The organism is Streptomyces sp. NBC_01233 (assembly GCF_035989305.1).
GTDB lineage: Bacteria > Actinomycetota > Actinomycetes > Streptomycetales > Streptomycetaceae > Streptomyces.
This window is the reverse complement of sequence record NZ_CP108514.1, coordinates 8,797,332-8,823,602: the sequence shown is the minus strand read 5'-3', so window position 1 is coordinate 8,823,602 and position 26,271 is coordinate 8,797,332. Positions and strand designations below refer to the sequence as shown.

22 protein-coding genes and 2 pseudogenes are annotated in these 26,271 nt (G+C 69.1%); 10 read left to right on the top strand and 14 right to left on the bottom strand.

Going from position 1 to position 26,271, the window contains the following annotated elements; genetic code table 11:
• Positions 1 to 20 precede the first annotated feature (20 nt).
• From OG332_RS41075 to OG332_RS41055, 5 genes are all read right to left on the bottom strand, one after another.
• Positions 21 to 215 (bottom strand): hypothetical protein, encoded by a 195-nt coding sequence (locus OG332_RS41075; protein WP_327418222.1) that lies wholly within the window; start codon positions 213 to 215, stop codon positions 21 to 23.
• A 192-nt stretch (positions 216 to 407) separates the two neighbouring features.
• Positions 408 to 1,940, bottom strand: a complete 1,533-nt coding sequence (locus OG332_RS41070) for a YfcC family protein (protein ID WP_327418221.1) — start codon at positions 1,938 to 1,940, stop codon at positions 408 to 410.
• On the bottom strand, positions 1,937 to 2,890 hold the full coding sequence (locus tag OG332_RS41065) for a carbamate kinase (protein ID WP_327418220.1): 954 nt from the start codon (positions 2,888 to 2,890) through the stop codon (positions 1,937 to 1,939). Before OG332_RS41065 ends, OG332_RS41070 begins: the two co-directional genes overlap by 4 nt.
• A gap of 33 nt (positions 2,891 to 2,923) precedes the next feature.
• Positions 2,924 to 3,925 carry an ornithine carbamoyltransferase gene (gene argF, locus OG332_RS41060; RefSeq protein ID WP_327418219.1) on the bottom strand — a complete coding sequence of 334 codons (1,002 nt, stop codon included), beginning with the start codon at positions 3,923 to 3,925 and terminating at the stop codon, positions 2,924 to 2,926.
• A 64-nt stretch (positions 3,926 to 3,989) separates the two neighbouring features.
• The gene (locus OG332_RS41055; RefSeq protein WP_327418218.1) at positions 3,990 to 5,213 is read right to left on the bottom strand and encodes an arginine deiminase; all 1,224 of its coding nucleotides are present in this window, start codon (positions 5,211 to 5,213) and stop codon (positions 3,990 to 3,992) included.
• Between the two features lie 885 nt (positions 5,214 to 6,098).
• Between OG332_RS41055 and OG332_RS41050 the strand changes: the two genes are divergently transcribed.
• A complete protein-coding gene (locus tag OG332_RS41050) occupies positions 6,099 to 6,617 on the top strand; it encodes a hypothetical protein (RefSeq protein WP_327418217.1) in 519 nt (172 codons plus the stop codon).
• 219 nt (positions 6,618 to 6,836) lie between these two features.
• Here OG332_RS41050 and OG332_RS41045 read toward each other — a convergent pair whose 3' ends face one another.
• Both OG332_RS41045 and OG332_RS41040 read right to left on the bottom strand, forming a co-directional pair.
• Positions 6,837 to 7,334: a DUF4352 domain-containing protein gene (locus OG332_RS41045; RefSeq protein WP_327418216.1), complete on the bottom strand. Its 498-nt coding sequence runs from the start codon at positions 7,332 to 7,334 to the stop codon at positions 6,837 to 6,839.
• 356 nt (positions 7,335 to 7,690) lie between these two features.
• Positions 7,691 to 8,240, bottom strand: a pseudogene (locus tag OG332_RS41040) (site-specific integrase); the annotation flags it as partial.
• A 314-nt stretch (positions 8,241 to 8,554) separates the two neighbouring features.
• On the opposite strand from OG332_RS41040, the gene OG332_RS41035 reads away from it, so the two are divergent.
• Together OG332_RS41035 and OG332_RS41030 are read left to right on the top strand one after the other, a co-directional pair.
• Positions 8,555 to 9,076, top strand: coding sequence for an RICIN domain-containing protein (locus tag OG332_RS41035; RefSeq protein WP_327418215.1), 522 nt, complete (start codon positions 8,555 to 8,557; stop codon positions 9,074 to 9,076).
• Between the two features lie 374 nt (positions 9,077 to 9,450).
• Positions 9,451 to 10,611, top strand: a complete 1,161-nt coding sequence (locus OG332_RS41030; RefSeq protein ID WP_442816266.1) for an ISAs1 family transposase — start codon at positions 9,451 to 9,453, stop codon at positions 10,609 to 10,611.
• An 11-nt stretch (positions 10,612 to 10,622) separates the two neighbouring features.
• Here OG332_RS41030 and OG332_RS41025 read toward each other — a convergent pair whose 3' ends face one another.
• The 3 genes and pseudogenes from OG332_RS41025 to OG332_RS41015 all read right to left on the bottom strand — a co-directional run bounded on the left by OG332_RS41025 (position 10,623) and on the right by OG332_RS41015 (position 13,270).
• The gene (locus OG332_RS41025; protein WP_327419592.1) at positions 10,623 to 10,856 is read right to left on the bottom strand and encodes a hypothetical protein; all 234 of its coding nucleotides are present in this window, start codon (positions 10,854 to 10,856) and stop codon (positions 10,623 to 10,625) included.
• 139 nt (positions 10,857 to 10,995) lie between these two features.
• Positions 10,996 to 11,478 (bottom strand): annotated as a pseudogene (locus OG332_RS41020) (recombinase family protein); the annotation flags it as partial.
• Between the two features lie 289 nt (positions 11,479 to 11,767).
• Complete coding sequence (locus OG332_RS41015) at positions 11,768 to 13,270, bottom strand: SulP family inorganic anion transporter (RefSeq protein WP_327418214.1); 1,503 nt, start codon at positions 13,268 to 13,270, stop codon at positions 11,768 to 11,770.
• A gap of 410 nt (positions 13,271 to 13,680) precedes the next feature.
• Here OG332_RS41015 and OG332_RS41010 point away from each other — a divergent pair, with 410 nt between their 5' ends.
• From OG332_RS41010 to OG332_RS40985, 6 genes are all read left to right on the top strand, one after another.
• A complete protein-coding gene (locus OG332_RS41010; RefSeq protein WP_327418213.1) occupies positions 13,681 to 14,091 on the top strand; it encodes a MerR family transcriptional regulator in 411 nt (136 codons plus the stop codon).
• A 48-nt stretch (positions 14,092 to 14,139) separates the two neighbouring features.
• On the top strand, positions 14,140 to 14,274 hold the full coding sequence (locus OG332_RS41005; RefSeq protein ID WP_327418212.1) for a hypothetical protein: 135 nt from the start codon (positions 14,140 to 14,142) through the stop codon (positions 14,272 to 14,274).
• Between the two features lie 174 nt (positions 14,275 to 14,448).
• The gene (nhaA, locus tag OG332_RS41000; RefSeq protein WP_327418211.1) at positions 14,449 to 15,768 is read left to right on the top strand and encodes a Na+/H+ antiporter NhaA; all 1,320 of its coding nucleotides are present in this window, start codon (positions 14,449 to 14,451) and stop codon (positions 15,766 to 15,768) included.
• Positions 15,768 to 16,031 (top strand): hypothetical protein, encoded by a 264-nt coding sequence (locus OG332_RS40995; protein WP_327418210.1) that lies wholly within the window; start codon positions 15,768 to 15,770, stop codon positions 16,029 to 16,031. The genes nhaA and OG332_RS40995 overlap by 1 nt, the downstream gene beginning before the upstream one ends.
• A 134-nt stretch (positions 16,032 to 16,165) precedes the next feature.
• On the top strand, positions 16,166 to 17,452 hold the full coding sequence (locus tag OG332_RS40990; RefSeq protein WP_327418209.1) for a hypothetical protein: 1,287 nt from the start codon (positions 16,166 to 16,168) through the stop codon (positions 17,450 to 17,452).
• Positions 17,453 to 17,468: 16 nt separating this feature from the next.
• Positions 17,469 to 17,696, top strand: a complete 228-nt coding sequence (locus OG332_RS40985; RefSeq protein WP_327418208.1) for a hypothetical protein — start codon at positions 17,469 to 17,471, stop codon at positions 17,694 to 17,696.
• Between the two features lie 62 nt (positions 17,697 to 17,758).
• On the opposite strand, the gene OG332_RS40980 is transcribed toward OG332_RS40985, so the two are convergent.
• Entirely contained in the window at positions 17,759 to 20,854 is a 3,096-nt protein-coding gene (locus tag OG332_RS40980) for a glycosyl hydrolase (RefSeq protein WP_327418207.1), read from the bottom strand.
• A gap of 556 nt (positions 20,855 to 21,410) precedes the next feature.
• Positions 21,411 to 22,940 (bottom strand): hypothetical protein, encoded by a 1,530-nt coding sequence (locus tag OG332_RS40975; protein WP_327418206.1) that lies wholly within the window; start codon positions 22,938 to 22,940, stop codon positions 21,411 to 21,413.
• Between the two features lie 1,010 nt (positions 22,941 to 23,950).
• Between OG332_RS40975 and OG332_RS40970 the strand changes: the two genes are divergently transcribed.
• Positions 23,951 to 24,760 carry a TIGR01458 family HAD-type hydrolase gene (locus OG332_RS40970; protein WP_327418205.1) on the top strand — a complete coding sequence of 270 codons (810 nt, stop codon included), beginning with the start codon at positions 23,951 to 23,953 and terminating at the stop codon, positions 24,758 to 24,760.
• A gap of 596 nt (positions 24,761 to 25,356) precedes the next feature.
• Here OG332_RS40970 and OG332_RS40965 read toward each other — a convergent pair.
• On the bottom strand, positions 25,357 to 25,761 hold the full coding sequence (locus tag OG332_RS40965; protein ID WP_327418204.1) for a hypothetical protein: 405 nt from the start codon (positions 25,759 to 25,761) through the stop codon (positions 25,357 to 25,359).
• A gap of 74 nt (positions 25,762 to 25,835) precedes the next feature.
• A complete protein-coding gene (locus OG332_RS40960; RefSeq protein WP_327418203.1) occupies positions 25,836 to 26,234 on the bottom strand; it encodes a roadblock/LC7 domain-containing protein in 399 nt (132 codons plus the stop codon).
• Positions 26,235 to 26,271 lie beyond the last annotated feature (37 nt).

Below are 26,271 nucleotides of genomic sequence, written 5' to 3'. Positions count from 1 at the left end.
TCGACCCGGCGAATCCCGCCTTACGGCATCTTCCCCGCACGGGAGTCGTGGTCGGACATGCGGGTGGCGACGAGCAGGGCGAGCATCCCCACCGCCATCATGATCAGCCCCACCAGCGGCCGGTCGGCGCTGTCCCACTGCCAGTCCACCGCGAAGACGAGAATCGCACCCAGGCCGATGGATGTAATGGCTCCGATGGCCAGCAGTCCGGGCATGAGGCCCACCTCCTTGAGCGGCTACGGGCACCCTGCCCCGCCGCATCTCACTGTCGCGGATCAGAGGGGGGCGCCCAGGGGCCTGTCGGCCCCGTCCGGCAGAGCCATGAGGCCCGCGTCGTACCAGGCGCACGACGGTGGCCGGCTGGGCGATGTACCGACCAGCCGGCCACCTGCCTGACCCGTGGCGATTCAGCGCACGGCCGCACCGAGTGCGAGGAATCCGGCGACGGCCACCAGCAGGGCGCCCATCAGCGGTGCCATGAAGCGCAGGTACTGGTCGTAGCGGACCTTGGCCAGGGCGAGGCCTCCCATGACGACGGCCGAGGTGGGCGTGACGAGGTTCACCCATCCGGAAGCCGACTGGTACGCGGTCACCACCAGGGCCCGGCTCACCCCGGCGAAGTCGGCCAGGGGAGCGAGGATGGGCATGGCGAGGGCCGCGTGGCCGGACGAGGAGGGGACGAAGAAGGCCAGCGGGAGATTCACCACGAACATCAGGACGGCGAACACGCCGGAGGACGTGCCGGCCACCGTCCTCTGCAAGGCGTCGAGGATGGTGTCGGTGACACTGGCGTTGTTCATGATCACCGTGACTCCCCGGGCCAGCATGACGATCATCGCCGCTCCGATGAAGTCCCCTGCGCCGGCGGTGACGGCGTTCACCGTCCCCTTCTCGCCCAGGCCGCCGACCAGCCCCACGGCGACCGCCGCGACGATGAACAGGGCGGCGAGTTCGGGGAAGTACCAGCCGAGGGTGGGCAGGAAGGTGACGTGCAGATCGGACCAGGGGACGACGGCGAAGATCATGAAGAGGAAGGTGGCCGCGAAGAGGCACAGGACGGTGCGCTGGCGGCTCGTGAGCTTCACCGCGCCGCTGCCTTCGTTCTTGATGCGGAGGTCGTCCTCGGTGAGGGGTGTCAGTGACCGGGAGGGGTCCTCGGTGACGCGGCGGGCGTAGCGCACGACGTATGCGGCTGCCAGCGCAGTCAGACAGGCCCACATCACCAGTCGCAGGACGATGCCCTCTCCCGTGCCGATGCCGGCGCTGTCGGAGGCCACCCCGGTGGCAAAGGGGTTGACGGTCGAGGCGAGGGTGCCGACCCCGGCTCCCACCATGACGACTGTCGCGGCGACCATGCGGTCGTACCCCAGGCCCAGCATCAGGGGGATCATCAACCCGTAGAAACCGAGGGTTTCCTCGGCCATGCCGTATGTGGTCCCACCCAGGGAGAACACCGTCAGCAGGACCACGAGGAGCAGGGTCCTGCGGTGGCGCAGACGCTGCGCGAGGCGCGCCACTCCCGCCGTCAGTGCCCCGGTGCGCATCGTGACGGTGATGAACGCGCCCACGGCCAGGATGAAGAGGAACACTCCGGCCGCGCCCGCGAAAGCGCCGGTCCCGCCGGGTGCGGTGAGGCCGGTCCCTGCGTCGGTGACGCCGTACAGACCGTTGACCGGGGAGAGGAACAGGTCCTTGAGCCGCTCCCAGAAGCCGGTGGTCAGCTCCACGGGGTGGTAGGTGCCCGGGACGGGGCTGCCGTCCTTGGTGTCGTAGCGGCCGGCGGGGATGACGAACGTCAGGGACCAGACCGCCACGGTAACGGCGATCAGGACGGTGAAGGCGGACGGAAACCAAAGCCGCCGCCGCGGGCCGTCGGGCGCGCCGGAGTCCGTTCTCGCCCGGGCCGGCTGGGGGGATGCGGGTGCGCTCTGCAGAGTCATGTCAGGTCCTGTGTTCCGTCGTGGTCGGCGTCGCGATAGCGGCCGTTGGGGGTGACGACGGTGCCGGTGGCACCGTCGAGGATGGCTCGGGCGTCTTCGAGAGCGCCGATGGCCGCCATGCCGCCGGTGAGCTCGACGAACCGGCACACGGCGTCGACCTTGGGTCCCATGGATCCGGCGGGGAACTGCTGGGCTCTCAGGGCCGCGGGCGTGGTCCGTCCGATGGGCTCTGCGCAGGGGGTGCCGTAGCCGAGCGACACGTGGGGAACGTCCGTGAGCAGCAGGAGCGCGTCGGCGTCGAGCGCCTCGGCCAGGAGGGCGGCGGTGAGGTCCTTGTCCACCACGGCTTCGACGCCGGTCAGCTGCCCTTGTTCGTCGCGGATCACCGGCACGCCGCCGCCTCCGGCGCACACGGCCACCGCTCCCGAGTTCAGCAGCAGCCGGATGAGCCGGGTCTCCACGACGCGTTGCGGACGGGGGGACGGTACGACGCGTCGCCAGTGGGCGCCGTCCTGCTTGACCGTCCAGCCGCGTTCGACGGCCAGTCGCTCCGCTTCGGTCCGGTCGTAGACGGGGCCCACGAATTTGGCCGGGTCGGTGAAGGCGGGGTCGGCCGCGGAGACGAGGGTCTGGTTGAGCAGGGCGCAGACCTGCCGTCCGGGCAGGGCGTTCTGCAGGGACTGGAGCAGCCAGTAGCCGATCATGCCCTGGGTCTCCGCGCCGAGGACGTCGAAGGGGTAGGGGCTGCTCAGGGAGCGGTCGGCGGCGCTCTGGAGAGCGAGTACGCCGACCTGCGGCCCGTTGCCGTGGGTGATGACGAGTTCGTGCTCGTGCGCGAGGGGGGCGAGCGCGGACACGGCAGCGCGGATGTTGGCGAGCTGCACGGCGGCGTCCGGCCGCTCCTCGCGGCGGAGCAGGGCGTTTCCGCCCACTGCGACGACTACACGCATGACGTGTTCTCCGGAGGTCGAGGGGATGCCGGTTCAGTCGCCGAGGGTGGCGACGAGGACAGCCTTGATGGTGTGGAGCCGGTTCTCGGCCTGGTCGAACACGATGGAGTGCGAGGACTCGAAGACCTCGTCGGTGACCTCCAGTGCGGTCATGCCGGTCCGCGCAGCGATCTTGGCCCCGACGGTGGTGTCGCTGTTGTGGAAGGCCGGAAGGCAGTGCATGAACTTGACCCCCGGGTTGCCCGTCGCCTCCAGGGTCTTCGTTGTCACCTGGTACGGCTTGAGCACGGCGATGCGCTCGTCCCACATCTCCGGCGGCTCTCCCATGGAGAGCCACACGTCGGTGTAGACGAAGTCGACGCCGGCCACGCCTTCGGTCACGTTCTCGGTCAGGGTGATCCGCGCGCCGCTGAGGGCCGCCGCCCGCCGCGCCTGGTCGACGACATCGGACGCGTTGTGCAGGGATCGCGGGCCGACCATGCGTACGTCCATGCCGAGCATCGCCGCGACGATCAGCAGGGAGTTGCCGACATTGTTCCTGGCGTCGCCCAGGTAGGCGAAGGACACCTGGTTCAGCGGCTTGTCGGTGTGCTCCCACATGGTGAGCACGTCGGCGAGCGACTGGGTGGGGTGCCACTGGTCCGTCAGGCCGTTCCAGACCGGAACGCCGGCGTGCCGGGCCAACTCCTCCACCAGGCGCTGGTCGCTGCCCCGGTATTCGATCCCGTCGTAGTAGCGGCCGAGGACGCGGGCGGTGTCCTTGATGGACTCCTTGTGCCCGAGCTGGGAGCCGGCCGGGTCGAGGTAGGTCACGTGCGCGCCTTGCCGGTGCGCGGCCACTTCGAAGGCGCACCGGGTCCTCGTCGACGTCTTCTCGAAGATGACGGCGATGTTCTTGCCGCGCAGCCGCTGCTCCTCGCGTCCCTCGCGGCGGGCGGCTTTGATGGAGGCGGAGAGTTCCAGCAGGTGGCGGAACTCCTCGGGAGTGAAGTCGAGTTCCTTCACGAACGGGCGCTGGTGCAGGTCGTCGTGCATGGCAGGCTCCTTGATATGTACGGGGTGTGTGCGGCGGGCGGATGAGGGGGCGCGGGCGGGGTGGTCAGGCGGCCTCGCGCTCGATGGGGCAGGTCATGCACCGCGGGCCACCACGGCCCCGGCCGAGTTCGCTGCCTCGCACGGTGATCACCTCGATCCCGCTCTTGCGCAGGTGGGTGTTGGTGGTCACGTTGCGCTCGTAGGCGACGACCACACCGGGCTCCACGGCCAGCACGTTGCAGCCGTCGTCCCACTGCTCCCGCTCGGCGGACCGGAGATCCTGGCTGGGGGTGAGGACGTTGATGGAGGGCAGACCCAGCGCATCGGCGATGGCCTGGTCCATGTGCTCGGGCGCGTGGTCGGTGACCCTCAGCCCCTCCCCGCCGGTGCCCGGCTCGATCGTGGAGGACGGCAGCATGCCGAGGCCTGCGTAGCGGGTGAAGGTGTCACCGCTGACCATGGTCATGACCGTGTCGAGGTGCATGAAGCTGCGGGTCTTCGGCAGGCTGATGGCCACGACCCGCCGGGCGGAACCCGCCGCGAACATGCGCAGGGCGAGGTTCTCCACGGCCTGCGGGGTGGTGCGCTCGCTCATGCCGATGAGCACGGCACCGTTGCCGATGACCAGGACGTCGCCGCCCTCGATGGTGGCGGGATAGGCCTCCTGCCCGTCGGTCCACCGGTGGAACTCCCCCTTCTCGAAAAGGGGGTGGTGTCGGTAGATGGCTTCGAAGTGAACCGTTTCACGGCGCCGTGCCCGCTTGTTCATCGGGTTGACGCTCACGCCGTCGTACACCCAGCACGAGGTGTCGCGGGTGAACAGGTGGTTGGGCAGCGGCGCGAGGAGGAAGTCGTCGGGCGCCATGGCGTGCAGTCGTACGCTCGGTATCGGGCCCGTGCGCTCCAGCAGTTCGGCCTTGGTGACGCCGCCGATGAGGCAGGCGGTCAGTGCGGCCGGCTCCAGGGAGTCGAAGTACGTGCGGAGCCGGTCGGTGCCGAGGACGCCGAACTCGCGTTCGTCGAAGACCCGGTCCATGACGAGCTGCCGCGCCTCGACGGCGTCCAGCGTCTCGGTGAGCAGGTCGGCGAGGAGGTGCACGCGCACTCCGCGGTCCCGCAGGACATCGGCGAAGGCGTCGTGCTCCTCGCGGGCACGCTTCGCCCACAGCACCTCGTCGAAGAGGAGCGCGTCCTTGTTGGTGGGTGTGAGGCGGGTCAGTTCGCGGTCGGGCCGGTGCAGGATGACCTGCTTCAGCCGGCCGGTCTCGGAGTCGACGTGAAAGGTCATGGGGTCCCCCGAAGGTGAGAAGGAAGGTGCGCTCAACGGGCGCGGCACAAGGACGTGAGGCTGGCCGGGCGTCCGCTGGGGGCGCCTCGGGGAGCACTTGAACTCTGTCACTCGCGTCCCGCCGTGCCCGGCCGCAACAGTCCCTGGTGGCGGGCCGGTCGGCACTCTCCGGGAGGACCCGTTCGGTCGGCCCGCAGGGCCCTTCGGCCCTGCTGGGCGACGGTCGGCAACCAGGCGCGGCAGGGGGGACGAACCGGCGGTCGTGCGCCTCCGCTTCCTGCGACTCCGGTTCCCTGGCGAGCATCAGGAGTCCGGCAACTACTTGTATGCGAAGAAGCGTGAGTACTTCCACCTGCTCCGGGACTCGTACGAGGACCGCTGTCAGACGCTCATAGAACCCGGACTGATCCGCCGCATGCCGACCGCAGCGGAGAAGGCTGCGCCTGGGCACCTTCGAGAGCCTGATTCAGCAGCCCGGTCAGCCCGGCGGCCGGGCGGACCGCCATGAGCCGTACCGGTACCAGTTGGTCGACGGGGGACGTGCTGCGGATGCCTTGGAGAAGTGTCTGAAGGAGATGGTGCTCAGACAGAACGGGAAGGGCTGACGCGCTCACCACTACCTGGACAAGCGGGGCCAGCCAGCCTGCTGCACCGTCTCGTCGATGCTTTTGAAAGCGTCTCGCGGCGTCCGCTCGGCCGGCATGCGCAACTGCCTCTACCGCCAATGGCCGCACGATTGATCCCCAGCGCCGGTGTTGCTGCACGCTTCTCGGCATAGCCGAAGGCCTGGCATCCTAGGGGTTGAAGGTATCAAGTCAACCTGCCAGGATGCTCAATAGTCCACAGGGCAAGGAGCCCTGAGTATCCATCTATTGGGGGCGGCTCATGATCCACATCACGCTCGGGCGGATGCGCTACGTCAACCCGAAGGAGGACCAGCTGGGCCGCGATCACGTCGGCTGGGACCCGAACATGGACGACGAATCCCTCTTCCGCGCCAACCGAGGCTGCTGGGTCCTTGGCGAACGCGCGGAGAAGGAGCAGTACGCGCTGCTCTCCTGCGAAGGCGAAGTCCGTATGGCCATCGAGATCGACAAGCTGGTTCCAGTGGCCGGAGGACGCAAGGCGATCGAGGGCAGGTTCCTCAAGCCGAGCGACGAGGTCTACGACGCCTACGTCGGAGGACAGCCTCCCGTGGAGTCGACCCGCAACCCGATCACCTACTTCGACTCCCCGCACGACACCCGCCTGTGCGGCTGCGGCTGCGGTGAACCGGTCGCCGGCGGCTGGTTCCTGGCCGGGCACGACCAGAAGGCACTGCATGCCCGAGTCGCCAAGATCGGCACCGTCCGCGAGTTCATCGACTGGTTCGACAACACGTACATCGAGCCGACGGCCGAATAGCAGCTCAGCTCGCTCGTCGCCGTACCGCCTCAGTCCGCCCCTCACCTGGTGAACCGAATGCCGGACAAGCACGAGCGGTCGCCGACCTGGGTGGAGGTGCCCCGCGCGCCTTCGGCCGATCTGCCTGACGGACCATCGACGAGTCGGCCAGCCGGGCTGGAAGAATGAGGAAGGGGCCGGACCCACTGCCTTTGGGTCCGGCCCTTCCGTGCGGCAGCACTACTCGACGGGGGCGCTGTAGGTGGTGCTGAATCCGTTCTTGCGGAAGTACACCTTCGCGGGAGTGATCTTGCCCTTGAAGGTGACGGTGCCGGTGACCTTCTCGCCCTTGTAGAGCTTGACTGCCTGAAGGTTGTCGTCGGCGCCGAAGATCTCGGCGGAGTGCTTAACGCCGTCGGAGTCCGTGACCTCGAAGTAGAGCGGGTTGACAGAAACCGTGTCATCGGAGTTGTTGACGACGGTGACCTGGACCGAGGTGTAGTCGCTGCCGTCGTGCAGCGACGTCGGCTTGAATACGGCCTTCTCCGCTGTCAGCGTGACCGGCGGAGTCTCGTTGTTCTCCTTCGTGGCCGCGGACGGCGCGGTGGCACGGGTCTGTCTCTCGCCGCCTGTGCCGTTGCCGCTCCCGGCGCTGAGGATCGCTGCGCACCCGGACATGAGGACGAGCGCGCCGACGATGGCGCCGCAGCCTATGCCGACCTTCGCTCCGGTACTCATGCCGGGCTTGACCGGCGGTGGCGGCCAAGGCCAAGCACCCGGTGCCTGCGGCATCCCGGGCTGCGGCATCCCGGGATGCGGCGGGTAGGGCGGCTGATGCCCGTAGGGACGTGCCGGGTAGGGCGGCTGGTGGGGATGGTGCGGTGGCTGTCCCTGCGGCGGGGTTGGGGTGGCCATGGAGATGCTCCTGTCCGTGCGGTGTTGCCCGATGATGCCTGGTGACCGAGCGTTCCTGTCCGTCGAGGCCGGGCGGCCAGGTCGTCCGTACCGAAGTCTGGGGCAGCCGGCCGCGCGGGGAGCCGCGCCCTCAGCCACGTACAGACGGACGGCACCGTTCTTCGCAGCCGCTGACACGGACGGGCCTTGGTCCGGGCGCCCTTCGCCTTGACCGGGCAACGGCGCCCGGCGAAGTCCAGGTCCTCGATATTGACGCCCAGGATCTCCTCTGCTCGGCCCGAGGTCTCGTAGAGCATCCTCCACAGCGTCTTCTCCCGCAGGCGCACCTCGCCGGACGATCAGCCGGTCGATCGCCGTCTTCGAGCGGGCCGGGGTCTCGGAGTCCGGCACCGCCAGCCGCTTCTCCCACGCCGGAACCATCGGCCCCTCGTAGCCGCGCTCACGGCACCAGCCGAGCCGGGACAGCACCCCCGCCCGGCGGGAATTCCAGGTGTTGACCGCCGCGGCGCCCCAGAGCAGTTCGAGAGCTTCGCCGATCTCGTCGTCCGCGACCGACGCCAACGGCCGGCCCTCGCCGATCCGCTCGGCGGTCTTGCCGACCCCGATCCCGTAGTTCCGGACCGTGTTCGGGTTGCCGAGCGAATCGAGGAACACGTCGGCTGCCGTCCGGACCGTCAACGCCTTCCCGGCCGGCAGCTGCACCCGGCCTCGGGACTGGTAGGCCCGCATGTTGGGATGTCACGTATTCCACGGCGATGCGGCCGGAGTGTCACCCAGGGTGGTTGTCGGCTCCGGTGAACAGCCGGATTCCGGTCTGGTTGTGATAGCTGAGCGACTTCGTGGTGACAGGTGCCGGGGGGTGCGGGTGCAAACAGATGGGCGCCGTCGACGCCCCTCGGCCTCATCGCCGTGCCGTTGATCCCCGAGTTGGCTCCGGAGCGGTTCGGGTTCCGCTGCTCTCCACCCGACCCGCTCCTGGTGCCTGCCTTACCCTCCCGTGCAATAGTGAAAAAGAACGCAGTCACCCCGATGGGGAGAGTGTGATGAGAAAGCATGGCCTTCTACTAGCTGCGCTAATCACGTCGAGCGTTTTCATCGCCCCGAGCCCGGCCCAGGCGGCCCCCTCGACGCTTCTGGTGAACAACGCGTCAGGCCTATACGGAACCATCAGTGGATGTCAGAGCCCGACCTGCATGAATGGAAAGGGCCTTACGCTGACACGAACCGGTAACACATTTGAGTTCGTCGGTGTACCAGGCGGCGGCTACCACATCCGGTCATACTACTGGGAAAGCAAGTGCCTGGACGTCTGGGGCGCTGGAAACGGCGAGCCCGTCGTCATGTACGACTGTCGCAGCGACACGAGCCAAACCTGGACCCCATGGATCAACTACAAGAACCCTGCCAGCGACGACACTTGGATCATAGTGAACAAGTGGAGCGGCAAGTGTCTTGACGCCCGCAACCCAACAATCAACAAACCTCCCCCTTCGGGCGCAGTTCTCCAAATATGGGACTGCAACGAAGCTTTTCGCTTTAACCAAAGGTGGGATATCAAGCTTTAACAAAGTCACTGCCAGGCGATGACCGGCCGTGGGAACCGGCGGAACAGTCAGTAATGCGTAGCGCTGAGCCGGCGTCGGTAGGAACATCGGTACAGCCGTTGGCGCTGAGATTGATCATGGTCTCTAGCTGCGGATCTCCGCATTCGGGTGCGACTGGAACCGGAGCCGTTCGCGGAGGTCGATCTCCTCGGCCGTGAGCAGGTCCCCGGGCCAGGGCATCGGCACGAAGGTGACTTGAGGGTGTTCACCCCAACTTGCCTTGCTGGGAGGGTTCGTGACGAAATGTGGCAGGCACGGTCACCGGCGATCATGTGAGTGTCTACGTCCCATGATCCTGCTGGAAGACCGTGCCTGCCGTTGCCGAATCATCCCTCATGCCCGCCTCGCTTGACCAACTCGCCACCGCATCGTCTCTGTCGGTTGAGGAGTGCCCGGGCCTGTTGACCTGCCTTGCGACGGTGACGGACCCCCGTGACCCACGGGGCCGGCTTCACCCCCTGGTCGGCGTGCTCGCCATCTGCGCCGCTGCGGTCCTGACCGGCGCGACCTCTCTGCTGGCGATCAGTGAGTGGGCGGCTGACGCCTCGCAGTCGGTCCTGGCCCGGCTCGGTGCCCGCTGCGACCCCTTCACCGGCCAACACCACGCCCCTGGTGAGGCCACCATCCGCCGGGTACTCGCCCAGGTCGACGGTGACGTACTCGACCGAGCCGTCGGCAGCTGGCTGTCCGCCCGATGCCCGCAACCCAGCGAGCGGTTGCTGCGGGCGATCGCGGTGGACGGCAAATCCCTGCGCGGCGCCGCCCGCGCGCACGACCGGAAGATCCACCTGCTGGCGGCCGTCGACCACGCCACTTCCGCCGTCCTGGGCCAGGTCGACGTTGAGACAAAGACGAATGAAATCACCTGCTACCAGCCACTACTGGATGCCATCGACCTGACCGGAGCGGTCGTGACCAGCGACGCGATGCATACCCAACGCGAGCACGCCGAGTACCTGGGAGGCCGGGGCGCCCACTACATCGTCATCGTCAAGGGAAACCAGAAGAAGCTCCGCAAGCAGATGAAGTCCCTTCCCTGGAAGCAGATCCCACTCCAGAACCGCACCGTCGGGACCGGCCACGGCCGCAGCGAGATCCGCCGGATCAAGGTCTGCACTGTCGCCGGCCTGCTCTTCCCCGGCGCCGCCCAGGCCATCGAACTCAAGCGGCGCCGAGTCAACCGCAAGACCGGCAAGGTCAGCACCAAGACCGTGTACGCGGTCACCAGCCTGACCGCCGAGCAGGCCAATCCGGCCCAGCTCGCGTCCTTGATCCGCGGCCACTGGTCGGTAGAGGCGCTCCATCACGTGAGGGACACGACCTTTGCCGAGGACGCCTCACAGCTGCGGACCGGCAACGCGCCCCGCGCCATGGCCACCTGGCGCAACCTCGCCATCGGAGCCCTTCGCCTGGCCGGTCTCCGCAGCATCGCCACAGCTCTCAGAGGAAACGCCCGCGACGCCACCCGGCCCCTGCGAATCCTGGCCATTCCGTGATCAAAAAACGGTCATACCTGCTTCATGCCGGAGCCCTGGACCCCGGGCCGGCGGATGCGGACGGGCTTGGGCCGCAGCGGCAGGCCGTCGTCCGCCTTGGCTTCTTCGGCCTCGGCGAGCGCCCGGTGGAGCGAGGCGACCGAGGGGTTCTTGCCCGCGTTCTTCCCCGTCTTGGTGGTGAGCTCCTTCGCGATCTCTGGGACGGGGACGCCCTTGTTCTTCAGTGAGACGGCGAAGGTGAGCATGTCGTCGTCGATGACCTTCGGCCGTCCGCCGTGGTTGCCCTTGGCCGCCGCGGCAACTTGGCCCTCCAGGGTCTTCTCCCCGGATGCAGTTGCGCTCGATCTGTCCCGCGACGGCGAGCACGGCGAAGAACATCGCGCCCATGCCGTTGGGGTCGTAGATCCCGGTGAGCGGGCCGGTGAGGAGTTCGAGCCGGATGCCGCTGGCCTGGAGCTCGGCGGACAGCGTCACCAGCTCGGCCGCGTTGCGCGCGAGCCGCTTCAGCTCGTGCACCGTGAAGATCACCGGCGTCTCGGGCGCCGCCTCCTTGAACTGGCGGGCCAGCGCGAGCGCAGCTTCCAGCTCCGGCCGCACCTTGATGCGGGTACTGATCTGTTCCTTGAAGATCTTGTGGCACTCCGCCCGGTGAAGGGCTTCGAGCTGGCTCGCCGGTTCCTGCCGAGCGGTCGACGTGCGGGCGTACCCGCTCCGCACCGGCCGCTCGGTGCGGGGCGCGGGCACGACGGCGAGCGCGGAGCCCTGCTTCCACGCGCGGCCGGGGAGCCGGTCCGCGGGCACCGGGATCTCCAGTTCCTCGCGGAGCGCGGGGACGAGGACGAAGCGCGGGGTGTGGTACTTCGCGGCGGTCTTCCCGCCCCGGGTGCGGCAGGCGCTGCCGGCGGGCGCGTCACAGTTCGGTCAGTCGTGACGTTCCACCGCCAATGCGGCCTGATCGGGCGTGAGATCCCTGCGGGGAGTCTTTCAGAAGTGCCTCGCACAACGTGCTGGTTTCGAGAGGACTTCTGCGAGCGGCGACCTGCGGAAACGTGATCACTCCGAGGGTTCTCGCAGAACTCTCACAGATGTTCATTTGTGAGAACGGAGAAGGACCCCGACCATCGGTCGGGGTCCTTCTCCGTTCTCGGTGTTGCGGTCAGTGGCTGCTCAGTTCACCGGTGAGCTTGCCGTGGAGGTCGGCGCTGGGGTCGTTCAAGCCGATGATCTCCACGCTCTTGCCGCGCTGGGCGTACTTGGTCTCGATGGCGTCCAGGGCGGCGACCGAGGAGGCGTCCCAGATGTGGGCTGCGGACAGGTCGATGACGACCTTGTCGGGGTCGGTGGCGTAGTTGAACTGGCCGACGAGGTCGTTGGAGGAGGCGAAGAACAGCTCACCGGTCACGGCGTACACCACCGTGCTGCCGTCGGGGTCGGTGACCGCGGTGACGTTGGCGAGGTGGGCGACGCGCTTGGCGAAGATGACCATCGCGGTGACGGATCCGACGACGACGCCGATGGCGAGGTTGTCGGTGGCGACCACGCAGATCACGGTGATGACCATGACGGCGATCTCCCCGGCGGGCATCCGCTTGAGGGTCTTGGGGGCGATGGAGTGCCAGTCGAAGGTCGCGAAGGACACCATGACCATGACGGCGACCAGGGCGGCCACGGGGATGTCGGAGACGACCGGGCCGAAGACGATGCACAGCACCATGAGGAAGGCGCCGGCGAGGAAGGTGGACAGGCGGGTGCGGGCGCCGGACACCTTCACGTTGATCATGGTCTGGCCGATCATGGCGCAGCCGCCCATGCCGCCGAAGAACCCGGTGACGATGTTGGCGATGCCCTGGCCGACCGATTCGCGGGTCTTGGAGGAGTGGGTGTCGGTGATCTCGTCGACGAGCTTGGCCGTCATCAGGGACTCCATCAGGCCGACCAGCGCCATCGCGAACGCGTAGGGGGCGATGGTGGTCAGGGTGTCCATGGTGAACGGCACGTCGGGCAGACCCGGGACGGGCAGCGAGGACGGCAGGGCGCCCTTGTCCCCCACAGTCGGCACGGCGACCGCGGCCGCGAGCGTGATGACGGTCAGGATGACGATGGAGACCAGCGGTGCCGGGATCACGGTGGTGACCTTCGGAAAGAACACCATCAGTGCCAGACCCGCCGCGATCAGCGGGTAGACCGCCCACGGAACGTGCGTCATTTCGGGAACCTGGGCCATGAAGATCAGGATGGCGAGGGCGTTGACGAAGCCGACCATGACCGAGCGCGGCACGAACCGCATCAGCTTGGCGACACCGAGCGCGCCGAGCGCCACCTGGATGACACCGGCCAGGATGACCGCGGCGACCAGGTGGCCGAAGCCGTGCTCACGGTTGAGCGGGGCGATCACCAGGGCGACGGCGCCGGTGGCGGCGGAGATCATCGCCCGTCGGCCGCCGACGATGGAGATGACCACGGCCATGGTGAACGAGGCGAAGAGGCCGACCGCCGGGTCGACACCGGCGATGATCGAGAAGGAGATCGCCTCCGGGATCAGCGCGAGCGCGACGACCAGGCCGGCCAGCACCTCGGTACGCCAGACCTTCGGGTTGTTCAGCCAGTCCGGACGCAGGCCGCGCAGTCGCGCGGCAGGGGACACAACGGAAGAAGACAAGGAAGCAGGTACCTGTCGTGCTCGGGCACACCCTGCTCAGGGCAGGCCAGGGGCGTGCGGGAGAACGCGGAAGGGCCGGGCCGGCACCCCGCGGGCGGCCCGCAACGGGGCGGGCCCGGAAGCCGAAGAACGGGACGGAGTCGGGCTGCGCGGCGTGCGGCAGGGCGACTCACGTCCAGAGGCGAAGCGTCACGGTGGGCAGGCGGCGGCGATCAGCGTCATGGGCTCGCGCACGCTCTCTCCTGCAAGAATCGGATCTTCGCCGGGGGCACCGTCGGCCCCGACACGGCAGTAGCAGGGCAACACGGTCCGCCCTCGCCACCAGCAACTCTACCCTAACGTTAGAGTAGAGATCGGTGGGGTCGCACGGGGCGCGGCCCGCCACGATGAGAAGGGCCAGGACTGCGGGCGTGGACGACAGGCACATGCAGATCGGCGAGGTCGCCGCGCGGACGGAGCTGTCGCTGCGCACCATCCGGCACTACGAGGAGACCGGTCTGGTCGCTCCCTCGGCCCGCTCCCAGGGCGGCTTCCGCCTCTACACCGAGACCGACGTGCAGCGGCTCATGGTCATCCGCCGCATGAAGCCGCTCGGCTTCTCCCTCGACCAGATGCGCGACCTCCTGGATGCCACCGACCGCCTCGATGACGATCCCGGCCTCGACCCCGGTGAGCGCGAGGCCCTGCTGGGGCGCGTGCGCGAGTACGAGCAGGCCGCCACCGAGCAGGTCGACAAGCTCCGCGTCCAGCTGGCCCGCGCCGAGGACTTCGCCGAAACGCTCCGTACGCGCCTGCACCAGGCCGCACCTGCCGGGTCCTGACCCGCGGTGACCCGCCGCCCCGCTCGCTGTCCGGCCTCGCCCCTGCTGGTGACGGGCGCGATCCTCACGATCGCGGGCGCCGCCCTCTACACGATGCCCGCCGAGCGGCCCGAGCCGTACGCGGCCGCCTCACTGGTGCTCGCCGCCGTCGCCGCCTGGTGGTACGCCTCCCGCCAGGGCTGATCACAACCTGACACCGATGTGATCTTGCGGAGGCGTGCGGGGCAGACAGCCCGCCCACCGGTGGATACGGTGTAAAGAACGCGTCAAGAGTGGCGCGCGGTGTGCCGGGAAGTCTGGTCGGCGTCCTGGGGGCAGTGTGCCCTCTTCTCGCTGACGCACCGGAGGCCCACTGCCATGGCCGGCACCCGCTCCCCCTTCCTCGGACTGCTCCCTCTGCCCGAACGGCAGGCAATCACCCGCGCCCTGCGCACCGAGACCGTCGGCGGCCTGGTCCTCCTCGGCGCAGCCGTCCTCGCGCCGATCTGGGCCAACAGCCCGTGGGGCGCGGCGTACGCGGCCGTGCGCGACTTCCACTTCGGGATACCGGCCCTCGGCCTGGACCTGTCCGTGGGGCACTGGACGGCCGACGGGCTGCTGGCCGTGTTCTTCCTCGTCGCCGGGATCGAGCTGAAACGCGAGCTGGTCGTCGGTGAACTGCGCACCCCGGCCACCGCCGCGCTGCCCGTCATCGCCGCGGTGTGCGGGATGGCCGTACCCGCCGCCCTCTACCTGGCCACCACCGCGGCGGGCGGCGGCAGCGGGGCGGGCTGGGCGGTCCCCATGGCCACCGACATCGCCTTCGCCCTCGCCGTCCTCGCGGTGCTCTCCACGCACCTGCCGGCCGCGCTGCGCGCCTTCCTCCTGACCCTGGCCGTGGTCGACGACCTGGGCGCGATCCTGATCATCGCGGTGTTCTTCACCTCCGACCTGAACCTGTGGGCACTCGCTGGAGCCGTCGCGGGCCTGGTCCTCTTCTACCTCCTGCAGCGGCTGCGGGTGCGCGGCTGGTGGTGGTACGTGCCCCTCGGGCTGGCGATCTGGGCGCTGATGTACAACGGCGGCGTCCACGCCACCGTCGCCGGAGTCGCCATGGGCCTCATCCTGCGCACCACCCGCGACCCGGGCGAAGAGCTCTCTCCCGCCTCCCGGGTCTCGCACCTGGTCCACCCGCTCTCCGCGGGCATCGCGGTTCCGCTGTTCGCGCTGTTCGCCGCCGGGGTGAGCATCTCCGGCCCTGCCCTGGGCGCGGTGTTCACCAGCCCCGAACCCCTCGGTGTCGTGATCGGCCTGGTCGTCGGCAAGACGGTGGGCATCTTCGCCGGAACCTACCTGGCCGCCCGCTTCACCCGCGCCCAACTCAACCCCGACCTCGCCTGGGCCGATGTCCTGGGCCTGTCGGTGCTGGCCGGGATCGGCTTCACCGTCGCCCTCCTGATCGGGGAACTCGCCTTCCCCGGCGGCCAGATCGCCGAGCATGTCAAGGCCGCCGTCCTCGTCGCCTCCCTGATCGCCGCCGTCCTCGCGGCCGTCCTGCTGCGGCGGCGCAACACGGTCTACCGGCGCCTGTACGAGGCGGAGAACCTCGACGCCGACAACGACGGCATCCCCGACATCTACCAGCACGACACGGCTGCCGAGGGCACCACTGCTCGTACGGGCGGGCAGCCCACCTGATGGCCGGCGGCGATGCCTCACTGCTGGCGCCCGTGATCGTCATCGCCGCCCTGGTCATCCGCACGGCCATCACCGAGCTCCGGCATCCGGGCAGCGCCCGGCGACGGTGGGCGTTCACCACCAGCCCCCGGGCCATGACAGCCGGTGCGACGGTCGCCGCGGCCACAGTCTTGATCGGCGGTACCCGCCACGGCTGGGCGGCGGTGGCCTGGGCCCTGCTCACCGGGGCACTCGCCGCCTTCGTCACCGGCAGCACCTCCTGAGGCAGTCCGAATCCGTACCGCAGCAGCGATCGGCCGCCGCCTCGCGCACTCGGCTGCTGGACGGCTGGCTGGAGTCCCGCACTCGGGAGGAACTGCTTGCCCTGGTAAGGGAACAGCTTGCCGCTGACCGCGAGGTGCGGCGCCGCCTGGAGTTGCGCGCGGCCGCCGCCGGCGAGGACACCGGCATCGTCCGGGAGCGCGTCCTGAGTCTCCTCGACACCCGCCCCTTCGCCCGCTACGGCTACGTCGAGTACGCCGACGCCCACGCCTACGACCGACGGGCGGCAGAGGCCGTCACCGCCCTGCGAGCTCTGACGGCGAGCGGCCGGTCGGCGGACGCGGCGGAGGTGGCCCGTGAGGCTCTCCAGGCGCTGGGGCACACGTACGGCGAGATCGACGACTCGGACGGTCTGATCGGGGACGTCGCCACGGGGCTGGCCGAAGCCCATCTGGAGGCCTGCCGGACTGCCCGGCCCGACCCGCTGGAGACCGCCGAGCGGCTCGTGCGGTACCTGCTGAGCGAGGTGAACGACGCTGCCGACATCGACCTCTTCGACTACCGGGAGGTGCTCGGCGGCCCGGGCCTGGCCCGGGTGCGGGCATTGGTGGTGGCCGCCTGGCGAGCCAAGCCGAAGGGGTGGGCGGAGAAGCACCTCATGGAGCGCCTCCTGAAGGCCGACGGCAACAGCGTGGACGCGCTGGTCGAGGTCCACGCAACGGACCTCGCCCCGAACGGCCACACACACCTGGTGATCGCCAGAGAGCTGGAGGCGGCGGGCCGAGCGGGCGAGGCCCTGGAGTGGGCGGAACGCGGCCTGCGGGAGACCGTCTCCGAATGGGGGCCGGACAGCGATCTGGTCGCCTTCGTCTGCGAGCGCTACGAGCGGGCCGACCGCCTGGCCGACGTGGTCGCGGTCCGCCGGGATCTGCTGCGTGCCCGTCCCTCGCTTGCCGCATACCAACACCTGCGTACGGCTGCGAGTGCGGCCGGAACCTGGGAGGGCATTGAACGCACGGGCGCCCTGGAGGTGCTGAAGGCCGTCGCCCAGCCCGGAGAGGGGCGCCAGTACGACGGCTCCGTGCTGGTCGACGCCCTGATGGACGACAACGACCTCCAGTCTGCCTGGCAGGCCGCCACCGACGGTTACGCCGACCAGCGCCAGTGGCTCGCCCTGGCCGACCGGATTCGCGACCGGCAACCGGCCGACGCGCTGCGCGTCTACCTCCGCTGGATCGAGCCGCTGCGCAAGCAGACCGGCGACAGTACGTACGAACGCCTCGCGGAGCTGCTCCTCAGCACCCGCGCCTGTCACCGCGCCCTGGGTACCGAAGCCGAGTACGCCACCTACCTGGCCGCCCTGCGCGCCGACCAGAAACGCAAGCGGAAGCTGATGACCGTCCTCGACCGGCACGGGCTCTGAACGCCTTGCGATACGCGTGATCCTCGACCGCGATCGCTGCGCCGGCGGGGCCGACGCGCCGAAGCTGCTCGTGCTGTTCGAACTCGGCCTGAGCGGCACCTGCGCCACAGCGCGCGCCTTCCGGTTCCGGCCGGGAGGGCATCGGCTCGTCCCGAGCGCGTACGCGCGGGCCGGTCCTGGTACAGGGGAGGACGTCGTCCGGTACCAGGACCGGCCGCTGCGCCGGATGCCGGTTGTCCAGTGATCGGTGCTTTGCGCTCGGCCCGGCCGGTCGAGTGTCCCACCGGGACGGAGCCGGGCTCCTGATCAGGCGAACGGGATGGTGAGGACAGAGCCCGTGCCCACCTGGAGGCTGGACGGGCCGTTGCCCAGGGCGCTCCAGACCTCCACGCGGACGGTGGCGCCGTTCAGATCGCCCAGGGTGCCCGAGGTGGAGTGCAGCCCTTGCCGGGCCGAGGAGTACTCCTCCCAGCCGGGGACCGGGTCGGTGGCGAAGTAGCGGAACGTTTCGACACGGTCGAACGTGCCGTCACCGGTCAGGTCGTACGACACCCGGGCCTGCTGGGCGTAGCCGACGGAGGTGCCGGCGTCCACCTTGAAGGTGAAGGCCGTGCTGGAGCCTGACTTGAGGGCGCCCTTGACGTTCTTCACCTCGTAGACGAGCGGATTCCGAGGCGTTCCGTCGTTGTTCGTGCCGCCGGCGGACGGGATGGTGTCGGAGGAGCCGGTCGCGGTCGCCTGGGTGGCGAGCTCGCCGCCCGACCGCGGGTAGAAGGTGTCGCCCGTGACGTACGGCGGAGGAGCGTCACCGGAGGTGGTGGCCGTCACGACGGCGCTGGCCGGACCGACCTGGTTGGCGGTGTCGCGGGCCTTGACACTGTAGGAGTACTCGCTGCCGGGGGTCAGCCCGGTGTCGGTGTACGTGGTCCCGGTGACCGTGGCGACCTTCGCGCTGCCGCGGAAGACGTCGTAGTTCTTGACGCCTTTGTCATCGGTTGCCGCGCCCCAGGTCAGCTGGACGGAGGAGTCGGTGACGTCGGACACGGCCGGGGTGCCGGGCGCAGTGGGCTTCCCGTCGGTCGGCGGCGGTTCCTCTCCGCCGCCCGCAGCGCCGCAGAGCGTCCCCAGCACGGTGTCGTCGCCCGCTCCCGACGCGGTCGACCTCGCCGGGACGTTCAGCACGCCGCCGTCGGAGAAGACCACCGAGCACTCCTCGGCACCGTAATTGTGCGCGGCGTACGTCTCGGTGCCGTTCTTGGCGAAGGCCACCGCCGAAGGCATGTTGGCCGTGACGGTCATGTCCGGCGCACCGATGGAGTTCATCGTGCCGACCCAGTGATAGGTGTGGGCCTTCGTCTCGCCGGCTTCGGGGACGTAGCCGCCGTCCCACTGGTTCCAGGCAGCCATGGCCTTGCCCGGGTCGTAGAGGGCCTGGACCTGCCAGAAGATGTCGCGCCACTCGACGGCCGGACCGCCGTTCTCCTTCTCCATCTCGGCCACGCTGCGGCGGAGCATTTCCTTCTCCCTGGCCAGGTGCAGCGAACCACCGGTCATGGGGAGGAAGTTGATGCCGTGGATCTCCTCGGGGTTTGCGGTCCACCAGGTGGCGTAGGCACCACCACTGCTCCAGACCATGCCGACGACGTCGTGGGCGAAGTCCTGCGGGTACACCTGCTGGTCGGCGTCGAACCAGTACTGCGCGATCGACTCCGATTCGGTCGTCATCATGTAGACGCCCTGGTCGCGCAGGGCTTTGTCACCCGTGGCCGAGCCCCACATGATCAGGCCGGCGCTGAGGTTGGTCGACTCCGAGGACGACTCCTGGTTGTTGCCGGCGGCGAAGGCCTCGTGACCGGCGGCCCAGCTGTGGCCGGCGTAGACGTCGAAGCCGCGCAGGAACGGGTACTCGGTGTCGTCCCTGGCCGGGTTGGCGGCGTCCTCGATGAGTTTCTCGACCATGCCGCCCCACTCGGAGCCGGCGGCCCACTGCGGGTCGTACTGCGCCACGACGGCCGCGGCCATCACGTAGTACGAGTAGTGGAAGTGGTGGTCGTTCAGCTCCTGGTCGCTGCCGTACGAGGCCGGGTAGCCGATGAGGGTGCGCCAGTCCCTGTCGTAGGAGAACTCGGACGGACCGCCGACGGTGAACCACTCCTCCATGCGCCCCTTGATGAGCTGCAGGAGCTTGTCGCGGTTCGCCGTCTCGCCGATCTGGTCGGCGATCGGCACGAGCTGGGCGAGCTTGCCCAGGGCCTTTCCCGTCCAGTAGGTGTCGATGGCACCGCTGAACGGATCACCCTGCGTCAGCACGTCGTTGATGTACGTCTTGAGCTTCGCCCTGTCGACGCCCGGGGCGCTGGGCAGCCCCGGCAGGACGCCGTTCACCTTCTGCGTGGTGGTGAAGGAGGTTCCCTCGCGGACCTTCATCTCCCCGCGCGACGAGACGTAGCTGTAGCCGGTCAGCGTGTCGGAGGTGTGCAGCCATTGGTGGCGGTAGAGCGCCTGGAGGGTGCCGGTCTCCTCGCCCTCCTTTGCCTCGGTGGTCAGCGTGTAGGTCGCCTTGACTTCACCGTCGCCCTCCCGGTAGTCCCAGTCCACCTTCGAGCCCGTCACGAAGCTGAAGGCGTACTTCTTGTAGTCGGCGAGCGCTTCCTCGCTGGGGAGGACCGCCAGGGAGAAGTAGTCCTCGGCGCCGAGATCGGCCCGGATCTCGTTGCCGGAGACGTTCCAGTCGCTGCTGCTCGGGGCGAACAGCGCGTAGTGATGGCCCGAGATGGTGACACCGAGGACATTGTCCTGGTCGGCGAAGACGGTGGGCGGGGCCGCTGCGCTGATCTGGGCCGCGCCTCCGGTGCCTTCCGCGTACACGTACGGCAGGCCGTGGCCGATGGTCGTCCGCAGGGTGCGCGCGCCGTCGTTCCAGTACGGGGTGACGGTCCAGTCGCTCCACCCGTCCGCCTTGGCGTCGGGAGAGTTGAGGCCCGCGAGGCCGAGGGTCAGGTCGGCTTTGTGCGGGAACTCGTACTGGCGGCCGCCGCCCACGATCTGATGGGCGGTCGGATAGCCGACCTCCAGACCACCGGACACCGCCTTGTAGGTGAGGGGATGCCCGTACAGGTTCTCCGACCACGGGTTGCCAGAGAACCGCTGGAAGATCAGCGAGGACCACCAGTCGTTGGTCGGCACAGGCTTGTCCGCCATGGCGGACGTGACCTTGGGCTTGACCGGCTGGCCGCCGTTGTCGGACGGCCCCTGCCTCCCTGGCGGACGAACGTCGCTGTAGCTTCCTTTGCCCACCTCGATGGTGGCGGCGGAAGCAACGCCGCTACCGACGGTGGCCGCCAGACCCGTGGTAGCCACAGCGGCCGTCAACACAAGCGCCAGACGTCTGCGTAACCTCATGCACAGCCTCCCTGAGAGCGCTCTCAATGTGCCGTCAACGTAGGCTCGCGGCAGAGGGCGGTCAATACTTCAAGGGAGGATCCCGACCCGGCGGCGTGGGCGCGCGGGGCGGTGTCCTGACGACAGACTCCGACCGGTGACCGGACGGAACAGCGCAGCCGCAGCCCATGCCGCCCCGCAGACATGCGCCTTCGGGACGCGAAAGGGTTTCCGGTAGCCGCCGCCGAGCCCCGTCGCAGCTGTGGTCACCTCTTCGCCGCGGCAGGTCAGCGCATACACAGCCCGCGCTGCCGGTGCAATGACCTCCGGCGGCTCTCCCCGACCCTGAAGCCAGGCCGGCGCCGGCAGCGCGGTGCGGACCTCGGCCGCTCGGCGTCGGCCATGTCCGACGGATACCGCCGTTCACGCCCTGACCGGTCGGCCGCGTGGTGCTCGGATGGATTCGACACCCACGGGCTGTTCGGGAGGCCCTGCCTTCATGTTCCTGCCGCGGGGAGATCACCCCCTCGGGACCCTTGCTCGACCGCCGGGCCACGTTCGCGGTACGCCGACAGGATTACCGCTTCGGGGTGAAGATGAGCAGCCGGTCCAGGAGCAGTGAGGAGAGGGCGGGGCGGGTGAGGGTTGCGGGTTGCATGTAGGCGCGGGCCACGAACCGGAGTGTGCTCATGTCGACGGGCCGGTCGGTGCCGTACTGCGCGCAGAAGTCGGTGCTGGTGGGCGGGAGTGTGGTGACGTGCGGTCCGGCCGGTCCGGTATCGGCGGCGCGACTGAAGGTCCAGGCGTAGAACTTGTCCGCGTTCGGCTGGTCGGGAATGAAGTCACCAGCGCTGCCATGCAGTTGACGGTTGTGCTCGGCGGCCACGGAGACGGAGGCCTTGGCGTCGGCGTAGAGGGTGATGCTCGAGTAGGCCGCCTGGCGGGTGGCCACGTGGTTCGTGCCGTACGCGACGACGAAGGAACCGTCCGGCAGGGTGAAGTTCCGGGTGATCGGGTCGTCGGCGTCGTTGGACAGGGCGCCCACCCCGGTAGTGGGCGGATCGATCACCAAATTGTCCTGCAGCCCCGGATTGGACTCCTCGAAGCCGCGCTCGACCACTTCGTCGTGCACCTCATAGCCCGGGTGTGCCTCGACGATGCGCTGGCGCAGCAGCTGCAGAGTGGGGTTGAGGTTGAGTTCGGTGGCCCCGGTCCCGGAGACGCGCAGCCGGGGGACGGGCAGCGGATCGGGTGCGTACACCGGCCTCGTCCCGTCCCCGGACTCACCCTGCGGCCTTACCCGGAAGGCCTGGATCGGAGGGGTGGCACGGTAGTCGTCGAGCGCCTGCTCGAAGCCGGGCTCGGGCACGATTGTGCGGATGCCGAGCAGGAACTGGTCGGCATCCTGGTCGAGGCCGAGCCGGTACATGGCCGGAGGGATCGTCATGTTGTTCGTCTCGGCACCCAGCCCGGAGGCCTCCAGCATCCGGTTCACTTCGGTCCGGGTGCGCTCGTTACCGGTGATCACCAGGGCGAACGGCCGGTTGTACGGAGTCCCGCCCTGTGTGCGTACGGTCTTGTTGTTGATCGGGTCACCCACGGAGGTCCACAGGAGCGGGCCGGTGGGCAGAGCGCCCTTCAGCATGGTGAGGTCGAAGGAGAAGTACTCCTCCGGCGGCGGGGTCGTGCCGATCAGGACAACGGCCTCGTCCTGCCTCAGGCGCCACGTCGCGGGCGGGTTGGTGTTGGGTGTCTGCCCGGGGACCTCCGGCATGCCGGTGACGATGTAGGGCGACTGAGGGTTGGGCCACATGGCGCTGAAGACGGCGCCTTCGCAGTACCTGCGGTTCAGGTCGAAGACCGCCTCTGTTCCCGACTGCGATACGTAGCCGGATCCGGCCAGTTGGTGCTTGAACCGCTCCACCTGCCGGCCGGTGTCGGGTGGCGGTGAGGGGTGCCCGTCGGCCGAGGCCGGGGTTTCCGAGAGGGAGAGGGCGCCGCGAGAGGGCGCTTGTGGCGTGGCTGCCATCGCGGTCGGGGCGGCCAGGAGCACAGCGGCGGCCAGGGCGAGGAGAGCGGGACGTCGGCGCAGACGGAACGTGGTCACGGCAGACCTCTATCCGGCCTGCCCGTCGAAACCGCTCCACCACGCCGCAGTCACCTCTTGACCTCACTCAACCGGAATACCCAGCCGGCCTTTAGGCCCTGGTGGCGGCCGCCCGCTGGAACCTGGCCGTCGCATACGGCTGCCGGACGGTCTGGGACCGGGCATCGCGTCGGCGCGGCTGGTCATGGGCTCAGATTTCACCGACCTCCCGCAGACGGCTTTACGGGCCGCCGGTGAAGTCCAGGGTGCCGCCGTGCGCGGTGCAGACATACAGGTCCCAGACGTCCTTGCGGCGCTCCGACTTCGGGGTCGCCCCCAGCCCGGCCACCAGTCTCACGCAGCCGTTCCGCCCGGGAACCGGCATGGACGCGATGCGGCCGCATCTGCAGCCCGGTCGAAGGGGGAGGCGTCGATGGCCATGGCCCGCAGCGGGCTGCGGCCCGGCCAAGGAAGACCTGCGCATGGAGGAGGGCCTCCGAAGACGAGCCGCACGCCGCCGCACGGTGCCGACGGCATCCGGCACCGAGAAGGCGTACCGGCGCGGTCCGTGGCCCGCCCGACGCCGGGTGCGGGTGCCGAACGGCGTCGACCTGGCGCAGGCCCCGGGTGAGGTGGTCGACCTGGTCGGGGGGAACGGATCCGGCAAGAGCACCACTGATTTTCGACGAACTCGGCGCACTCCTCGTCGGACCGGGACAGCTCGCTGCCCTCACGGCCGCCGCAGCCGTCACATTCCGCCACACACCCCGCTGGCATCCCGCGCCCAGACGGCTTGGTGCGGTCGCAGGCTTGGACCCGTCACTCGATCACATCCTGACCACGGGCACATCAGGGCCATAGGGCCACAGGGCCACAGGGCCGAAAGATGAGGACTTTCGGGGCTCCTGGCACTGGAGCGGGTCGGTGACCTGCGGCAATGGGTGCCGCAGGTCACCGGCCCGGTCATGCCCAGTTTGCCCCGATCTGTTACCGTCGGACAGCCGCTGTGGATCTCGGCTACCGTCGGCTCCGTGGAGCGAATCCGTGCGGTCCTGATCGACATCGACGGCGTCCTCACCGTCTCCTGGAAGCCCCTGCCCGGAACGGTCGCCGCCATGGAGCGACTGCGCGCCGCCGGCCTCCGTCTCGCACTGGTCACCAACAACACCTCCCGCACACGTGCCGCCATCGCCGCGCGCCTGGCCGGCCTGGGCTTCCCCGTCGGTGCCGGAGATATCCTGACGGCTCCGGCCGCTACGGCGGCGTACCTGCGCGAGCACTGTCCCGGCGCCCGCTGCCTCCTGCTCAACAGCGGCGACGTACGGGACGACCTGACGGGAGTCACCCTCGTCGACGACGGGGACGCGGACGTGGTCGTGCTCGGCGGCGCGGGCCCCGAGTTCGGCTACGAGGCCCTCAACCGCGTCTTCCACCAACTACAGCGCGGGGCCCGGTTGGTGTCCATGCACCGCAACCTGTACTGGCGTACGGAGGGCGGCCTCGACCTGGACACCGGGGCGTACCTCGAAGGCCTCGAGAAGGCCGCCCGCACGGAGGCGGAGGTGACGGGCAAGCCGGCGCCCGCGTTCTTCGCGAGCGCCCTCACCCACCTCGGCGCCGATGCTTCCGAAGCGCTGATGATCGGCGACGACATCGAGTCGGACGTGCTGGCAGCCCAGCACTGCGGCATCGCCGGCGTCCTGGTGAGGACAGGCAAGTACCTCCCCGAGACGCACCGCGCCGCCTCCGGAACCCCCGACCACGTCCTCGACTCCTTCGCCGACCTGCCCGCCCTTCTCACCACCGGCTCCGGCTCCGGCCGCAACGCGCCCGGAATGTAGCCCACCGGCGAACACCGCGGGTCCGGGGCGGTCCGCCGAGATTCCGGCTACCGGTCATGCCCTGGCGCCTACTCCGGCCACCAGGAAACAGAGAAGCCGAGCACATGACGCGAGACGCTCCCTCCTGCGGCACCCCCGGCCGCCGTAAGGGGGTGCCCGGCGAGTCAGAGCCGTCCATGGCCTCGACACGGCCGGCCGAACAGCCGGCGCGGCGCCCGCCGGCCCGCGTGAGATCCGGCTGGACGGTGGCTGGTACCGCATGGGCAGCGCCGCCGACGTGGCCGGTGGCCGTGCCTGGGAGACGCCGCTGGGGAACCGGATCGCGGACGCGCAGCCGGAGGCACTCGCCCCGCCGGCCAGGTGGAACATGACCTGATGGGAGCTTGACCAGAAGCCCCCTCAATGTCCTGTACGCCCCACCTGGCCGGTGTCACCTCCGGCTAGGAAGGCGCCTCCGGCATGACGGCAACGGGCACGGTGAGGACGGCGGCCGGCGGGTGTTCGGCGGTGTGGACTCCCATGCCGACACCATTCACGTCGCGGTCGTCACCGACAACGAGGGCAGGGGCACCGGGGGACGTCGCCCGTGGCACGACCTACAGATGTCCGTGTTCCCTCAGGACCCGGCGGGCCTGCGCGAAGAGCATGCCCACATTCACGGTCTTGCGGCACACGACCACGGCGACCACTTCGTCGGCGCTGTCGATCCGCAGGAAGAGGTGGGTCAGGTTGTCGCTGTTGACCAGGATCTCCTGGAAGTAGTGGCGGTCGCTCACGATCCCGCGGCGCTCCTTGAAGATCCCTTCGATCATCACCACGTTGCGGCCCTGGAAGAGGTCCAGTGTCGCCGCCGCCAGCATGTCGAGGACTTCCGCCGGGTGGGAGTCGACGGTCTCCACGGACAGCAGCATGCCGGTCGACATGTCGATGACTCCCGCAGCCACACAGTCGGGAACCTCCGCACGCAACCTCTTGACCAGGCTTGCGACCTGCTCGGACATGCTCTGGTGCCCTTGTGCTTTTGCGCCGCTCATCGTGCTCCTTCGTTGACAGTGTTCTTGTTCCAGCGCACCGATCAGCTGCCCGCGGATTGCGTGTCCGCCGAGGTGAGCAGCGCGCTCAGGCGCTGTAGGGAGGCCTGCGTCTCGGCGTTGAGGCGCCCGATGTCCAGGCCCGTGTCGCCGAGCACCCCGATCAGGGCCATGTCTCCGACGGCATGGGCGACGAGGTAGCCGTCGGTGTACCGCGACACGGTGTGGTGGAGCAGCCCCTTGCTCGTCAGGGCCCCGGCGCGGCGGGCGATACTGAGGGTCGCCGCGGTGAGCGCGGCCAGGCACTCCGGATCCACGACGTCGTCGATCTCGGCCGTGATCAGCAGACCGTCGGCGGAGGCCACCACGACGTCGGTGACGCCGACGACCCGGTCCCGCAGCTCCCGCAGCTCGGTGACGAGCTGCGCATTCCTGGTTGTCACGATTCTCCTGTTGTGCTCGACGTGTTACCTGTTGGAG

Bases quoted from the DNA above. Each gene is read 5' to 3' on its own strand.
- OG332_RS40980 (WP_327418207.1), bottom strand. From the start codon at position 20,854: ATGAGGTTACGCAGACGTCTGGCGCTTGTGTTGACGGCCGCTGTGGCT.
- OG332_RS41050 (WP_327418217.1), top strand. From the start codon at position 6,099: ATGATCCACATCACGCTCGGGCGGATGCGCTACGTCAACCCGAAGGAG.
- OG332_RS41055 (WP_327418218.1), bottom strand. From the start codon at position 5,213: ATGACCTTTCACGTCGACTCCGAGACCGGCCGGCTGAAGCAGGTCATC.
- OG332_RS41045 (WP_327418216.1), bottom strand. From the start codon at position 7,334: ATGAGTACCGGAGCGAAGGTCGGCATAGGCTGCGGCGCCATCGTCGGC.
- argF (WP_327418219.1), bottom strand. From the start codon at position 3,925: ATGCACGACGACCTGCACCAGCGCCCGTTCGTGAAGGAACTCGACTTC.
- OG332_RS40965 (WP_327418204.1), bottom strand. From the start codon at position 25,761: ATGTCCGAGCAGGTCGCAAGCCTGGTCAAGAGGTTGCGTGCGGAGGTT.
- OG332_RS41070 (WP_327418221.1), bottom strand. From the start codon at position 1,940: ATGACTCTGCAGAGCGCACCCGCATCCCCCCAGCCGGCCCGGGCGAGA.
- OG332_RS41065 (WP_327418220.1), bottom strand. From the start codon at position 2,890: ATGCGTGTAGTCGTCGCAGTGGGCGGAAACGCCCTGCTCCGCCGCGAG.
- OG332_RS41035 (WP_327418215.1), top strand. From the start codon at position 8,555: ATGAGAAAGCATGGCCTTCTACTAGCTGCGCTAATCACGTCGAGCGTT.
- nhaA (WP_327418211.1), top strand. From the start codon at position 14,449: ATGGCCGGCACCCGCTCCCCCTTCCTCGGACTGCTCCCTCTGCCCGAA.
- OG332_RS40995 (WP_327418210.1), top strand. From the start codon at position 15,768: ATGGCCGGCGGCGATGCCTCACTGCTGGCGCCCGTGATCGTCATCGCC.
- OG332_RS41030 (WP_442816266.1), top strand. From the start codon at position 9,451: ATGCCCGCCTCGCTTGACCAACTCGCCACCGCATCGTCTCTGTCGGTT.
- OG332_RS41025 (WP_327419592.1), bottom strand. From the start codon at position 10,856: ATGCTCACCTTCGCCGTCTCACTGAAGAACAAGGGCGTCCCCGTCCCA.
- OG332_RS41075 (WP_327418222.1), bottom strand. From the start codon at position 215: ATGCCCGGACTGCTGGCCATCGGAGCCATTACATCCATCGGCCTGGGT.